This is a genomic window from Paenibacillus sp., assembly GCF_035645195.1.
GTDB lineage: Bacteria > Bacillota > Bacilli > Paenibacillales > YIM-B00363 > Paenibacillus_AE.
Window position 1 is genome coordinate 29,751 of record NZ_DASQNA010000025.1, and the last position, 15,246, is coordinate 44,996.

The following is a 15,246-nucleotide window of genomic DNA, read 5'->3' on the forward strand; positions in this document are numbered from 1 at the left end:
TTACCAGAGACTGTTGTCGCTGTACCTTCTGGAAATCTGATTCACAAGGATCAGCAGCACGAAGTTGATGACGGTGTTGAACAAGTTGATCGCCGAAGAAAAGCTGTATTGGGCGCTTAACAGGCCGATTTTGTATACATAGGTGGAAATGACCTCGCTGCCGGAAATGTTTAGGTTGTTCTGCATCAGGTACACCTTCTCGAACCCGACCCCGAGCAGTCCGCCGATCCGCAAAATCAACAACGTAATCGCCGTCGGCATGAGCATCGGAAGGTCGATGTTCCAAAGGTTCTGCCGTCGGTTCGCCCCGTCCACTTTGGCAGCCTCGTACAAGCTCGGATCGATCGCTGACAGCGCCGCAAGGAAGATGATGCTGTTCCACCCCGTCTGCTGCCATACGTCGGACCAGACGTACACGCTGCTGAACAAGCCGGGCGAGCCCATCACATTCGGCGCCTCGGCGCCGAATGCGCGGTACACGTGGCCGATCAGTCCGTTCCCCGGGGAGAGCAGAATCAACATCAGCCCGACGAGTACGACCATGGAAATGAAATGCGGCATATAGGTGGCCGTTTGGAAAAACCGCCGGAACCGGTTCGGCCGCATTTGGTTCACCAGCAGCGCGAACGCGATCGGAATCGGGAACGTCGCGAAACTGTAGAGGCTGATGAACAGCGTGTTTTTTATCGTAAGCTCGAATTGATAGGAACGGAAAAATTTCTCGAAGTACTTGAATCCCGCCCAAGGGCTTCCGGCAATCCCGAGCGCCGGGCTGTAATCTTTGAAGGCGATGATCACGCCGTACATCGGCTTGTAAGTAAAGCACAGGAGCAGAACCACGGCCGGCAGCAGCAATAAGTACAAGCCCCAGTTCCTTCCGATCCTCGCCGCGGTACGCCGCATCCGGACGGTCGATTGACTTGCGTTCAAGACGAATCCTCCTCTTTTTGTCGTCTCTCGGAACTAACCCCATCATACCGCATCCGGCCGTCGACGATACGGACATCATGAAAGCGTTATCCGGACGTTCTGGTCGTAAGGACGATTGGGGCCCGCTCGAATCCGGACCTTCTTTGCTCCGATCCGGACCTTTCGAGAGAAGGGGCGCCGGCGTCTTGTAATTTCGCGGTTTCGCTTGCTAATATGAAAATGACTCGGGGAGCGCGCGACAATCTAGAAGCGGCGCAGAAGGAGCACGCGGGCCATGGCGGGAAGAGCGGAAGAAAAGATGTACCCGATCAAGCATTACGTGAAAATATTGCTCGTCATTTCTTTCATTATTCTGACTCTCGATTTTATCGTCAGTTTCGCGTCCGTCGCGCTCGTCCGGCAGCAATCCGCCAGATACTTGCAGGATACGGCGGACCTGTATATCGATCAAATCGACAAGAGCTTCGCTTACATTCATCATTTCATGGGCTGGACGCTCGCGAACGACGAAGATGTGGAAACGATGACAAAACGCGACGCCAACGATACGCTCTTCCTGAAAGCGAATGAGAACGTATACAAGCGTTTCGCCGAACTCCAAAGGAGCCACGGAAAAGAGTATAACTTCTTTATCTATATAGAAACCAAAGATTTCCTGTTAAATACAGCTCCTATGAGCGTAACTTACTCCGAATACGAGGCGTTGAAGCGAACGATTACCGAGAACATCCGGAATGCCGACATTTACGACAAATTTTATTCCCGTTGGACGACGATCGACTTGAACGGAACTTATTACATTATCAATATCGTCCCTTACCACGATCGATATTTGATTAGTTTGATAGCCGCGGACGATCTCATCCGGCCCTTGCGCGAGATTAATTTAGGCGGCGGCGGTTTCGCCTCCTTGGTAAGCGAATCCGGCGTCCGCGTCACGAGCCCGGTCTCGAACGACGGCGAGTCGCTCGAGACACCGGAAACCTCGTCGCTCTTCGATCGCCTGCAATTCGGAACGACTGTAAACCGCAAGTTTTCGGACGCCTCTTTTCACGTGGAGCTCGTCATCCGGTTCGGAGCGTTCGAGAAAATTATGATCGCCCAGCTGTTGGTCGTCCTGCTGGCCGTTCTTATCGCTTGCAACCTGTGCTTCGTCATGCTGTATTTCCAGAAGAGGGTATTGAAGCCGATCAAGCATTTCTCCAGCAATCTTGCGATTTTGATGAACGGCGGCGAGCCGATCGACTTCGAGAACAACAAGATCATTGAGCTGGAGAAAGCGAATCGCCAATTTATCGACTTAGTGAAGCAAATCAAAGCGGTGAAAATCGATTTGTACGAGCGAGAGCTGGAGAAGCAGCGCATGCAGTTGAATTATATGAAGCTGCAAATCAAACCCCACTTTTTCCTGAATTGCTTGACAACGATCTACAGTATGGCCCAGATGCAGATGTACGCCGAGATCGAACGGATGACGCTGTCGATTTCGAAATATTTCCGGTACATTTTCCAAAACGATCGGGACTTTGTCCGTCTCGCGGACGACATCGAGCATGTTCGCACCTATTTGGAAATTCAGCGGGAGCGGTACCGGAATTCGTTTCATTATCGAATCGACATCGACCCTCGTGCGGCGGACGCTCTCATACCGCCCCTCTTACTTCAGACGTTTATCGAGAACTCGGTGAAATACGCCGTGTCCCGGGATCGGGAGGTTCTGGTTTCGCTTGCGGTCGAGCGGCGTACGGAGGAGGCAGGCGCTTCCGTCACGATCATTCGGATTACCGATACCGGCCCCGGATTTCCGCCGCCGGTGCTTGAGAAACTGACGACCGGACAGCCGCTCGATCAATCCAGAGGCACGCAGATCGGCATCATGAACGCCGTACAACGATTGCATTACCTCTATGCTGGCGCCGACATCCGATTTACCAATTTGGAAGGCGGCGGCGCCGGCGTCACCATGATTCTTCCAGATCGTACGGAGGATGGAACCGAAACGGAGGATCGCCCATGAACGCCCTGCTCGTTGACGACGACTACTTCGTCCTGACGGCGCTCGAGCGCAAAATCGACTGGAACGCGCTGCAGATCGACCATGTGTACACGGCCAGCAACGTCGCTCAAGCCCGGGACATCATCCTAAGCCATCCGGTCGACGTTCTCGTTTCCGATATCGATATGCCGCAAGGAAGCGGACTGGAGCTCCTGGCTTGGATTCGGGAGGAAAACTACGATATTCAAACGATCTTTCTCACCAATTACGCGGATTTTAATTACGCGCAGAAAGCTATCGAATTGCAGAGCTTCGAATATTTCCTGAAGCCGATCGAGTTCGACAAGCTGATGCTCATCCTGCAAAAGGCGATCGCCCGCGCGAGGAAACAGCGGAACAACGAGAAAGCGATCCAAGAAGGCTACTACTGGCAGAGAAACCAAGCCAAAATTCAGGAGCATTTCTGGCGGAAGCTCGTCGACGCGAGCGCCTCGTTCCCGATGAAATCGGCAGATCTCGCCCGCTCCGTCGAAGAGCATAATTTGCCGTATCGCATGACGGATCCGTTCCAGCCGCTGCTGATCCACGTGTTCCCTTACGACGGCAGTTTAGGGGAAACGGAGAAGGGACTTTTCGATTTCGCGCTCCTGAACGTGTTATACGAATCGTTCCGAAGCTCCGATTTTACGATCGAGACGATTCTGGAAACCAAACCTTACAACTGGGCAGCCGTCCTGAGATGGAACCGGCCGCCTGCGGTCGACGCGGTGGAAGCGCTGTGTACCGCCTTCATACCGAAGGCGAACCGGTTCCTGAAGGCCGACGCCTGCTGTACGATCGCCTCTTCCGGCCGACTGGAGGACATGAGCGGCATTGTCAAACGGCTGCTGACCCTGAACGAAGAGGTCGTCAAGTGCCGGAATCAGACGTTCCATGCGGACAGTTTCAGCCGTCAGCCCGCCGTCGACTATGCGCCGCCGAACTTGTCGAGGCTGGAACAATGGCTGGATTCGAACCGTCCCGACGACTTCCTCGCCGAAACGTCGCAATACTTGAAGAACAACTTAACCCACCGGACGCTTAACGTTTCCATTCTAAGTTTGTTTCGGCTGGACATCGTGCAGCTCGTCTATGCGTTCCTCAAGACGAAAGGGATTCAGGCGCATAAGCTGTACGCCGGCCGGACGAACGACCGATTGCTGGTGCAATCGTTGAACTCGATCGAGGATATGGAGGCGTATCTGCGATACTTGGTGAACACCGCCATGGATTATCGGAGCTTCACCGAGCAGCCGAAGTCGGTCGTCGAACAAATCAAGCAATATATCCACACCCATTGCAGGGACGATCTGACCCGAAACCAGCTGGCGGAAATCGTCTACCTCCACCCCGACTATTTGGCGAGGCTGTTCAAGAAAGAAACGGGGATTTCGCTCGGAAGCTATATTATCCAAGCGCGGATCGCGGCGGCGAAGCACTTATTGGAAACCACGAACTTATCCGTCCATGCCGTGGCCCAAAGAGTGGGGTACTCGAATTACTCTTACTTCTCCAAACTGTTCAAACAAGACGTCGGCGTCAGTCCGCACGAATACAAGCGAGGATCGAAAACCGAGCGAGCGGAATAGAATAAAAGGTGAAACTCCCTGTTCGAATGTTCGAACAGGGAGTTTCGTTATTCGCGGGGTGACCGCTTCGGCGAATTGGGCGAATGCGGAGGGCGTTTTGCCTACGGGACACATACCATGTGTTGAATCTAATATTGGAGGTCTTTTCCATATGTTTCATACCGTGCAACCCGGGGAAACCCTGTACAGCATCGCGGCTCGCTACGGCGTGACGGTCGACGCGTTGATGCAAGCGAATAATTTGACGAGCGGCTACTTGTACGCCGGCCAGACGCTCCGCATCCCCGTAACCGGCGGCGGCGGCGCAGGTTTCCCGTTCCCGCTGCCGATTCCGGTACCGCCGGGCGGCCGTCGCCTGGAGGAGCGCGTCGAACGTCTGGAGCGGCAGCACGCGGCGCTCGAGCCGGTCGTCGATCGCTTGTCGCGACAGGTGAACCAGTTGGATACGGAAGTCGACCGTCTGCGCCAGCGCGTCCGTCGTCTGGAACAGCAGGCCGGCATTCGCGACGAATAAGAACACGCGCTAAGGACGAAGCTCTCCCGCCGGCAACCGCGGGGGAGCTTTTCGTATCTAGGCTTCCTCCGCGTTCCTTCGCCGCCCTCGCTCGATCCACCCTCTGACGACCATTACGACGAGCAGCATTGCCGGAAACGCCCCGAGCATGATCGGAGTCGCCATGTATCGTTCCGCTACGAGCTTCCCCGTCTCCAGATGGCCTTGCCAGCTGCGGGGCAGCAGCGATGCGGCATATAGCGCGCCCGCCGTCGGGACGACGAACCATCGGTACGACTTTCGAAACAACTCCTCCAAACCGATGACGGCCGCCAGCAGCCAGACCGTCGCTTTCACGAAGATTCCCGCGTAAAACAGCAAAAACACCAAGGCGTCGAACCGTTCGAAAATTTCCGCCAATTGAATGAGCTGCGTCGATTGCAGCAGCGGAATCGTGCTGATTTCGATAAAATCGGGACCGAGCGTACATAAAGCGAGAACGTTCATCGTCCAGATGACGGCCGCCGAGACGAAATAAGCCCTAACGCTGATTCGCCATACCGCCCTCCCCTCGCTCTTCTGCAAATAGCTCCAAAATACGAGGAAGACGAACATTTGCCCGAAAGGAAACCATAGCGCGTCGCGGAACACTTCCTTGAGCACGGGAGACGCTCCGTTCTCTAATATTGGAAGCAGTCTTTCGAACGCGACGATGCCCGACAACAAATAAAACGCGATCAGCACGGCGTAAAACGAGATGACCCCGATGACGATGAATTCCGCCAATCGGAAAAAAACCTCGATGCCTTTCAGCGCGGCATATGCAACAAGGAGCGTCAGCACCAGCAAAATCAGCGGCAGCGGCGTGCGAGGCAGCACGGTGAGATTCGTCAAATCCCCGAAATCCCGCAAATTTCGCATCGACTCGTACGCAAAGAAAACGACGTAGAGTACGATCGCCGCCCTGCCGGCCCAAGGTCCGAAATATCGCAAAAAAATTCGAAACAAATTGCTTTCCATCTCCCGCGCCTGGATGGCGACAAACATCGCCAACAACAGCGACCCCAAGAAACAGCCCAGAAGAATGACCAGCCACGCGTCTTGACGCGCTTCGAGGCCAAGCTCGAACAGCGTCGTACTGCCGATCTGAAACAAGATGATCATAGCGCCCAACTGCGTGTTATTGATTTTTTCCACGGCCGCCCTACTTTCCTTCCAGCTTCTTCGCGACGGAGTCGTTAATCATGCCCGTGTTGCGGATTCTCGCGTCGACGTCCACGCGCAATTGGACTTCCGCGAAATTCGCGTCCCAATCTTTCTCCAGCTCTTTCCACCAACGGGGATGTTCCCGGTGAACCGCCTCCCCGATGCCGAAGACGTCCGCCTTAAACCGTTTGGCGCCTTCGAAGCTCGTTCGCACGTCGTCTTCGATGCTCCGCTCGATCCGTCGTTCCATGCGCTCCAGCGTGTCGCTGCGCTTCAAGGGCGAGCGGCAGGCGGACTCGATGACCGACCCTTGCACGGCGATGTCGATGTCGACATACACCCTCCCGTTCCTCGCGCTCGTACGCAGGTCCGTGTCCGACCTTTCGATTGCGAACGAAGCCCGCTCCTCGCCGCCGTCCCCGCACGCGAACGGGACGATGTCGTACCCTGCCCGACCGGTCGCGAAGCCGACGCCGTTCGCCTCCCGTTCCGTCATCCAGCCGACGAACTTGTCCCCTTTCAGCACGCCGGCCCGGTGCAGCTTCAACACGGCCATCCGTCTCGTGCGCTGCACCGCTTCGGAGGTCGTCTGTTTGTCCAGCTTCCCGGACACGCGAATTTCCGGCACCGCCGCGCTCTTCGACGGACCGACCAGCATCGTGACGATCTCGTACACCTTGGAAGGAATCGTGCCGTTCTGTTTGCCGGGACCCTCGATCAGCTGATGGATCGAATTGCCGGGAAGCCTCTCCAAATTCGTCAACACCTCGAGAATGTCCCTCGTGCTCCCGTCATACAGCAGCAGATTGGACGTTTCGCGCGACTCCTCGTCTCTTAAATAAAAATCGATAATGTCTCCGATGCCCCGCTCGGCGGCCGAGCGGCTGACGATGACGACGCGGCTGTGAGGAAAAAACAGCTGGCGCGGCAGCTCTCTTCTGGCGTTTTGCACCGCTTCCCCCAACGTATTTCCTTTCGTCGTGAACGTCATGACCGGCGACCCGCTGCCCCCTCCTCCGGTTCTCATTCCGAACGTGCGCGGAATGACGACTTGATACGTCATCACCCATTGCCCCGCCTCGTTCCGGTCGATCGCCGTCGCGTTGACGATCGCCAGATCGTCCATCTCCATGCGATCCCAGCAGCCGCTCAGCACCACCGCGGTCAACAGCAGCATCCAAAGTCCTCGTTTCATGGCCTCATTCCTCCCGGCGATCCTATTCGTCCGCGCCCGGAGGCTTCTTCCGCCGTCTCTGCCGAATCGGATTGTTCGCCCCGAAAGGCAGCGGCCTCGTTCGCAGCAACGTCCAAGGCGCTCTGACGAACATGTCCTTCCAGTTCCGCAGAACGAACGGCGCGAACGGCGTCAAATACGGCACGCCGAACGATCGAAGCCCGCACATATGAATCAACAGCGCGAACAGAAACGTCATAATGCCGAAAAACCCCAACGTCGCCGCGAATATCATCAGTACGAACCGAAGCAGCCGGGACGCGATCGCGATGTTGGTGGCGGGGGCGACGAAGTTGGAAATCGCCGTGAAGGAGACGACGATGACCATCGCCGCGGAGACGAGTCCCGCTTCCACGGCAGCCTGTCCGAGCACCAAAGCGCCTACGATCGAAATCGCGGGACCGATCGCCCGCGGCATTCGCGTTCCGGCTTCCCGCAGCACCTCGAACGTGATCTCCATGAGAAACGCTTCGATGAACGCCGGGAACGGAACCCCTTCCCGCTGAGCGGCAAGCCCGATCAGCATCGTCGTCGGCAGCATTTCTTGGTGGAAGGTCGTGATCGCGATATACATAGACGGCAGCAGCATCGACGCCGTGAACGCTCCGAAGCGCAGCACGCGAAGGAAGCTGGCGATATCGAAACGCTGGTAATAATCCTCGCTGGCGATCAAGAACTTAAAGAACGTTACGGGAAGAATGAGAGCGAACGGCGTGCCGTCGGTAAGGATAACGACTTGGCCTTCCAGCAGCGCGCCGGCCGTCGTATCCGGACGCTCCGAGTTCAGGATCGTTGGGAACGGCGTGAACGTATGGTCTTGAATGAATTCCTCCAAGTATTCGCTTTCCAAAATGCTGTCCGTCCGGATGGCGTCCAACCGCCGCAGCACCTCGCGCACGACGCCTTCGTCGGCGATTCCTTTCATATACAGCACGCTGACGTCGGTTTGCGTTTGCCGCCCGATTTTCCGATCGATCTTCCACAAGTTCGGACTTTTGATTCTCCGGCGGATCAGGGCCACGTTCGTGCCGATATTTTCGTTAAAGCCCTCCTTGGGCCCGCGGATGACGGTTTGGGAGGAAGGCTCCTCGACGCTCCGATGCTCCCACTTCGACGTGTTGACGGCCAGCGCTTCTTCCGCGCCCTCCGCGAATACGACGGCGTTGCCTTCGAATAAAGACGAAAAAAGCTCCTTCATCGAACGAACCGGCGATACGGCATCGACGGTCAAGAGACGATTTGCGATTTCGCGGACGAACGACTCGGCCGGCTTCGCATCGTCTCGCTCCGGGGAGCGGGGCGTCATCAGCGGGCCGATCACGTTCTGGTTGACGATGATGTTATCGGTCAGTCCGCTGATGTACGCGAGCGCCATGGGCGTTCCATCGAACGCCAAAAAAGTTCGAATCACAATATCCGAACTGTGTCCCGTCATCTCTTGGATCGTTGCAAGGTTCTGCTGCACATGGGCGGATACGAGCGCATCTTGCTCCGGTACCGACTCTTGCGGCAATCCGATCACATCCACTCGTCGAGGTAAGCTTTCGTGATAGGATTTCCTGACCTTCCTGATTTATACTTCTCTGTTCCAAAGGGTAAATAAAAACCCGCGACGGATCGTCGCAGGCTTCGTGCGCTTTTGGTTATACGTCCAACCCGATCAACCGGGCGGGGTTTTCCGCCACCATGCGGTAAATTTGCTCGGGCGCGAATTCGTAGTCCAGCATCGTCGTAATCATCGTCCGCATCCCCTGCACCGGGGTCGAAGCGGCTCGGACGCCGTAATCGGTGGCAAGCACGAAATGCTCCGGACCGACCTCCCGAATCGTCTTCATCCAAGCGACCGCGTTCTGCGTCCGGTATCCGAGCTCGGACCCCATATCCATATATTCGCGCTCCACGTAATAGTGCGTGCGAGGCACGTCCGGATACATCCAATCGACGAGGCAGCCCTCCAGGAAGGCGCCGCGGCGCGCCGCTTCCTTCTGCTGTTCGATCGACATGCTGCCCCGCACCGGGTGCGCGATCAACACCTTCTTAATGCCGTATCGCTCCGCGAGGTCGAGCAGCCGGAACGCCTCTTCCACCGATACATGCCCCGTGTTCAAGTACACCTCGGGATGCTCGGCGATCATGGCGAGAATTTCGTCCAATTCCGGCGGAACGGGATCTTCCAGCGGAATTCTCGTCGCCCGCGGCAGCTCCTCGGCCGCGAACTTCGGGAACGCGTCCTTGAAGGGAACCAGCTTCCCGTCGACGACGGTCGATTCCCGGGTCGCCGAATGGTACGTGCAGTGGGAGCCGAAGCTGATGAACCGGCAGCCGTCCCCGAGATGCAGCGCCGTCTTCACGGCGCGCGGATTCATGCCCCCGTGGCAGGAGTTCATCAAGTAGCCGCCGAACGTCCGGATCCCTTTCACGTGGCGGTTCACCATCCACGCGGTTCCCGACGCCCAGCCGAAGACGTCGTAATATACGAGAGCGCGCATGCCGGCGGCTCTCGCCTCGAGTGCCGCCTCGATCGGATCCTGATGCCCCGGATTCGATTTCAGAACCGGACCCGCGTGCACGTGGCTGTCGATCGCGCCGACGAGCAGCTCGCCGGGAAGCTCCATGGAGCGGTCGTAAAACGGTTCCTTCGCCCCGTTCCAATCCCGTTCGCTTCTCGCCTGATGTTCTTCATTCATATATAAGGCCATGTACGGTTCCCTCCAACGTGGAATATAAATTTGACGGTTTAGCCTTTTACGGAGCCGGCCCCGACCCCTTTGATTATTTTCGAGCTGAAGCTGAAATACACGAGCGCGACCGGCAGCAGGGCGATCATCATGGCCGCCATCAACAGCGGATAATTCGTGTCGTACCGATTCCCGAAGGAGGTCAGTCCCAGCGGCACCGTTCGCAAATGCTCGTCGTTAATGAGGATGAGCGCGAAAGAGAATTCGTTCCAACAAGCGAAAAATTGCAGGATCGCCACGGTCGTGACCGCGGGCATCGTCATCGGAAAAATAATGGTGAACAGGGTTCGCGCGAACGAGCATCCGTCGATGGCGGCCGCCTCCTCCATCTCGCGAGGAATGCCCCGGATATAGCTCTCGACGAGAAAAATCGGGAACGACAAGCTGTACCCGATTAACGGAATCAGCAAGGTGTACCATTGGTTGACCATTCCCGTTTTGTTGAAAAGCAGGTACACGGGAACGAGCAAGGCATGAATCGGGACGAGCAGCCCGAAGACGTAATAGTAGTAAATCAGTCGTTTCCCTCGAAATTCGAATCGAGACAGGAAGTATCCCGTTACGAAGGAAATGACGACGACGAAGAGGACCGAAATGACCGTGTTGCGAATGCTGTTGAAGATCAAGAGCTCCATTTGGATCGTCCGGAACGCTTCGACGTAATTGGAAAATTGGAGCGTCTTCGGCAAACTGACGATGCTGCCGGCGAACTCCTCTTTGGTTTTCAGCGAAGAGTACGACAGCCATACGATCGGAAACACGCAGCTCAACGTAAAAAGCATCAGCATGCCGTTCGTAAGGAACACCCCGGTTTTCCGGAGTAGCGTTAAGGCGGACTTTTCGCTTTCCAATGCGGACAATCGGTTGTTCGCGACTTCCATGTCACGCCTCCTTCTTCTTTCTCCAGTTTCCAAGGAGCAATATGCGGCTGCCGACGATGAGCGCCAAGCTCAAGATCATGATGCCGATGGAAATCGCGGAGCCGTAACCGTAATTAAACCTCGTGAACGAAGTGTTATAGGCATATAACGCGACCACGAGCGACGAATTGCCCGGCCCTCCGCCGGTCAGCGCGTAGAAATGGTCGAACCCCCGCATGTTCGCGGCGATGCACAGCACGACGCAAACCATCAGCGTGTTCTTCAGCAGCGGCAGCGTAATATGCATAGCTCTTTTGATCCCCGACGCGCCGTCGATTTCGGCCATCTCCAGCACTTCCTTGTTGATCGAAGTATAGCCGGCCAGAATGATGATCGCGTACCCTCCGATCGCCTGCCAGATGAGCGGCGCGGTCGCCGTCAGCAATATCGGCCCCGGCATATCCAGCCACGGCAACGCCCACCGGTCGAGACCGATCGACCGCAAGATTGCGTTAATTAATCCGTGATTATAGTTGTACAGCAGGGACCACAGCATGGCTACGACGATCGCGGAGAGCGTAGAAGGGAAATAGCTCATCGTGCGATGCAATCCCTTGAATTTCGTCGACCTCGAGTGAAGCAGGAGCGAAAAGACGATCGCGAACCCGACCTGCCCGATCAAGGCGATGGCGATAATTACGAGGTTGTTCCAGAAGGAATACCAGAACAGCTCGTCGTGAAGCAGCCTGCCGTAATTCTCGAGGGCGATGAAACGCATTCGGGGACCGCCGGTCCATGCGTATAAGCTGTACCGGAACGCGTCGACGATCGGGAGCAGCACCACGAACGAATAAATGAGAAGTCCGGGCAGTAAATACAGTACGAATCCCCACGCAGACGGGCGCAAAGATCGATTCATTCCGTCACCTCCGCTTTCCTAGCTCGTCCCTTGCGGAGCCGCCGCGACTTCGGCAGGCTCCGCTCGGGCCGTTTCGGCGCTTCGCCGGCATTAGTTGTCTTTGTTTTCCAAGTAAAACTCGTACTCTTCCTGCGTTTCTTCCGCGACCTGCTCCGGCGTTCTCGCCCCGATCAAGAGGTCCTGCAGCCCCGTTTTCAAGACGTCGTTGACGGACGCCTCGAACCACAGTCCGAAAATTCGGGACGCCGGCGCCGCGTTCGCCGCGCCGTAGGTGTCCACGGCAAGCCTATGCAGCTTCGATTCGTCGAATTCGCCCGGGTCGTACGCCGGAAAGCCGCCTACGCTCGCCATAATTTTCGCGCTGCCGTCGCCGGTCAAGTATTGAAGAAGCGTCATGATGGCGTCCCGCTTCGGGCCGGGCTCCACGCTGCTGCTTACGCTGTAGTAGACGCCAGCGCCGCCGGACGAACTTTTCGGATTTCCTTTGCCGCCTGCGACGCTTGGGAAGACGGCCACCTTCGTCGCGTCGAGGACGTCCTTCGGAGCGTTCGTCACCTGGTTATTGACGTCCCAGATGCCGTCGACGAACGCCGCCGCCTTGCCTTCGTAGAAATACCGGTGCATTGCGTCGCCGTCGATAGAATTCAAATCCTTATTAAAGTACTCGGCCTTTGCCATATCGGACAGCAGCGTCAAGGCGCTCACGAACTCGGGGTCGGTGTATTTCGCCCCCGTCCCTTCCACGATCGATTTCGTCCACTCCGGGCCGGCGAACCGGTCGGCAAGCACGGAAAACCACATATCCAAGGCGTAGCCTTTGTCTTTGTTCGCGAACGCGAACGGGAGAATGCCTTTCGCCTTTAACTTTTCGCTTGCGTCCCGCAGTTCCTCCCATGTCGCCGGGAATTCGGAGTAGCCGACTTCGGCGAACATTTTGCTGTTATAGAAAATGATATGGGTCGGTCCGGCGGCCATCGGGATGCCGTAAATGCTTCCGTCGTAGGTCGCTCTGTCGAACGTTCCCTTGCGATACCCGTCGCGCCACTCGGGGCGCTTGTCCAAGTCTTCGTTCAGCTCGGCCAGCATGCCGTTCTTAACGAAATTGCTCATATACGAACCCGGCAGCTGGAATACGTCCGGCAAGTCGTTCGAAGCGGCGAGCGTCTGCGCTTTAAGGCCGTATTCCTCGAACGCGACTTGCTCTTCGACGACCTCGATGTCGGGGTAATCTTCTCTGAACTTTTGAAGCATCGTCAGCACGCCGGTTTCCTCGGAATATTTGCCGATATTTTCGGAACGATAGCCGTGCTTGAGCGTGATCGTAATTTTTCCTTCGTCCGCGCTCGAATCGTTCGACGCCGTGCCGCACGCCGCGATCGTCATCGACGCGGCGAGAATGGTGGTAAGGACCGTCTTCTTTTTCATGTTGGTTTCCCTCCGTTTGGAATTGGGATTCGCTTGCCGCTCTTTCTCCGATTTCCAGCTCTCTGTGTTTTCTTTTTCGTTTGCTAAGCAGAACGTCTGCCCTTAACTCGAGATCTCACCTCCCTCGTTCTCCGTGTCAAGGCGTTCCCCGCCGACAGCCCTATGCAAACCCCGTTTGGGGAAACCTTACCGTCCGAATGACCGCAGCATACCGGTATACGTCTTTTTTTCGGGCTCGGCGAACGTCAGCGACTTGCTCGTCTTCGCCCCCAAGTCGACCAGCGCTTCGCAATATTTCACAGCCGCGAGCACCCCGTCGACGACGGGGACTCCCGCCAGACGCTCGATCCGCGCTTTATGGGCCGCCATCGCGGCGCACCCGAGCACGATCGCCTCCGCCCGATCCTCTTCGACCGCTTTGCGGCATTCCTCGGCGATTTGGCGTACGGAAGCATCAGGGTCCGCGAGAACGTCCAGCACATGCAAGGATGTCGTCCGCACGCTCCTGCATTTCTCCCTCATTCCGTAATGCTGCACAAGGTGCTCTGACATCAGCCGGGTGCGAGGCAGCGTGGTGACGATGCTGAACGTCGCCGCGATCATCGACGCCATCGTCATCGCCGCCTCCGCGATACCGAGGACCGGCGCGGAAGTCAGTTCCCTCGCCCCGAGCAGCCCGGGGTCCCCGAAGCAGGCGATGACGTACGCGTCGGCGCCTTCCTCCGCATCGCCCTTCCGAATTTCTTTGAACAACCCGGGAATCGATAAATATTCGTCGTAGAACGACTCTATGGAGGACGGTCCCATTTCGGGGCTGGCCGCGATGATTTCCGTCGACGGGCGGACTACTTTCAGCGCTTCCCTGCGCAGTTCCTCGTTTAAAGCGCTGCTGGTGTTCGGGTTGATGATTTTAATTTTCATGCCATACCTACTTTGCCTAGGATTTTTATCCAATCTTGCATTTCATTCGGAATACGAGATTGTATACAATCTGGTCCAAAAAAAATGGACTGTCGACCCTATGCGATTATGTACTTACCTTCTTCGGCCGGAAAATGTCGTTCAAAGACGCCGGGGCCGCGCCGGCTTCGCCGAAATCGAGCTCCGCCTCGATCTCTTTCAAATGATCCGTCATCAGCCGTTCTGACAAATGCTCGTCGCCCAGCCGCATGGCATGTAAGATTCGCTTGTGATCTTGGCAAAAGATTGAATGGCGTTTCCCGTAGAATGCTATGATGACGTACGTAAGAGACACCAGTTCCTCCAAATAGCGGTAAAAGTAAAAGTTTCCGGCCATTTCCGCGATCTTCAGGTGGAAATCCCCCGTAATTCGCAGCGCGCCGAACCAATCGCCCTGCCGGTGGAATTCCTCTTCTTCCTCCAATACGAGCTCCAGCTGACGGAATTGCTCCTCGGTCAACCGGTGGCACACTTTCCGAATCGCCGCCGCCTCCAGCACGCGCCTCATCTCGAATACTTCCTTCGCCTCTTCGACGGTAGGGCAGGAGACGAACGTGCCTTTATACGGAATGACCGTCACCAATTTTTCGATGGCCAATCGACGGAGCACGTTGCGGACGGGGGTCCGGCTGACCCCGAACGATTCGGCGATGACGTCCTCTACAAGCTGCATGTTGGGGCGCAGCTTCTGCTGGATAATCGCCTCTTTGATCGCCTTGTAAATTTCCGTTTCATTCGCTTGCGACATGTTCTACGGTCCTTTCGCTCGGTTTTTGATCTGATTCAGATTGCAATTCACTTTCGCTCCTCTCTACAAGCTCGGTTCTGGATGGGTCGAGTGTAATATGAACTTTTCA

At 56.3% G+C, this 15,246-nt stretch carries 13 protein-coding genes; 3 read left to right on the plus strand and 10 right to left on the minus strand.

Annotated features, from left to right (window positions below):
- A complete protein-coding gene (locus VE009_RS12890) occupies positions 1–903 on the minus strand; it encodes an ABC transporter permease (protein ID WP_325008668.1) in 903 nt (300 codons plus the stop codon).
- 301 nt (positions 904–1,204) lie between these two features.
- Here VE009_RS12890 and VE009_RS12895 point away from each other — a divergent pair, with 301 nt between their 5' ends.
- The 3 genes from VE009_RS12895 to VE009_RS12905 all read left to right on the plus strand — a co-directional run bounded on the left by VE009_RS12895 (position 1,205) and on the right by VE009_RS12905 (position 5,068).
- Positions 1,205–2,947 (plus strand): sensor histidine kinase, encoded by a 1,743-nt coding sequence (locus tag VE009_RS12895; protein WP_325008187.1) that lies wholly within the window; start codon positions 1,205–1,207, stop codon positions 2,945–2,947.
- Positions 2,944–4,554: a response regulator transcription factor gene (locus tag VE009_RS12900; RefSeq protein ID WP_325008189.1), complete on the plus strand. Its 1,611-nt coding sequence runs from the start codon at positions 2,944–2,946 to the stop codon at positions 4,552–4,554. Before VE009_RS12895 ends, VE009_RS12900 begins: the two co-directional genes overlap by 4 nt.
- 151 nt (positions 4,555–4,705) lie before the next feature.
- A complete protein-coding gene (locus tag VE009_RS12905; protein WP_325008191.1) occupies positions 4,706–5,068 on the plus strand; it encodes an MbeD/MobD family mobilization/exclusion protein in 363 nt (120 codons plus the stop codon).
- 57 nt (positions 5,069–5,125) lie between these two features.
- Here the strand turns inward: VE009_RS12905 and VE009_RS12910 are convergent, their stop codons facing one another.
- The 9 genes from VE009_RS12910 to VE009_RS12950 form a co-directional block, all read right to left on the minus strand.
- The gene (locus VE009_RS12910; protein ID WP_325008193.1) at positions 5,126–6,244 is read right to left on the minus strand and encodes a GerAB/ArcD/ProY family transporter; all 1,119 of its coding nucleotides are present in this window, start codon (positions 6,242–6,244) and stop codon (positions 5,126–5,128) included.
- A 7-nt stretch (positions 6,245–6,251) separates the two neighbouring features.
- Complete coding sequence (locus VE009_RS12915) at positions 6,252–7,448, minus strand: Ger(x)C family spore germination protein (RefSeq protein ID WP_325008195.1); 1,197 nt, start codon at positions 7,446–7,448, stop codon at positions 6,252–6,254.
- 22 nt (positions 7,449–7,470) lie between these two features.
- The gene (locus tag VE009_RS12920; RefSeq protein WP_414694848.1) at positions 7,471–9,009 is read right to left on the minus strand and encodes a spore germination protein; all 1,539 of its coding nucleotides are present in this window, start codon (positions 9,007–9,009) and stop codon (positions 7,471–7,473) included.
- A gap of 121 nt (positions 9,010–9,130) precedes the next feature.
- Positions 9,131–10,186, minus strand: a complete 1,056-nt coding sequence (locus tag VE009_RS12925; RefSeq protein WP_325008199.1) for a DUF6282 family protein — start codon at positions 10,184–10,186, stop codon at positions 9,131–9,133.
- Between the two features lie 38 nt (positions 10,187–10,224).
- Positions 10,225–11,106: a carbohydrate ABC transporter permease gene (locus VE009_RS12930; protein ID WP_325008201.1), complete on the minus strand. Its 882-nt coding sequence runs from the start codon at positions 11,104–11,106 to the stop codon at positions 10,225–10,227.
- A 1-nt stretch (position 11,107) separates the two neighbouring features.
- Positions 11,108–12,004: a sugar ABC transporter permease gene (locus VE009_RS12935; protein ID WP_325008203.1), complete on the minus strand. Its 897-nt coding sequence runs from the start codon at positions 12,002–12,004 to the stop codon at positions 11,108–11,110.
- A gap of 90 nt (positions 12,005–12,094) precedes the next feature.
- Positions 12,095–13,429 (minus strand): extracellular solute-binding protein, encoded by a 1,335-nt coding sequence (locus tag VE009_RS12940; RefSeq protein WP_325008205.1) that lies wholly within the window; start codon positions 13,427–13,429, stop codon positions 12,095–12,097.
- Positions 13,430–13,615: 186 nt separating this feature from the next.
- Positions 13,616–14,350, minus strand: a complete 735-nt coding sequence (locus VE009_RS12945) for an aspartate/glutamate racemase family protein (protein ID WP_325008207.1) — start codon at positions 14,348–14,350, stop codon at positions 13,616–13,618.
- A gap of 106 nt (positions 14,351–14,456) precedes the next feature.
- On the minus strand, positions 14,457–15,137 hold the full coding sequence (locus VE009_RS12950) for a GntR family transcriptional regulator (RefSeq protein WP_325008209.1): 681 nt from the start codon (positions 15,135–15,137) through the stop codon (positions 14,457–14,459).
- Positions 15,138–15,246: the final 109 nt, after the last annotated feature.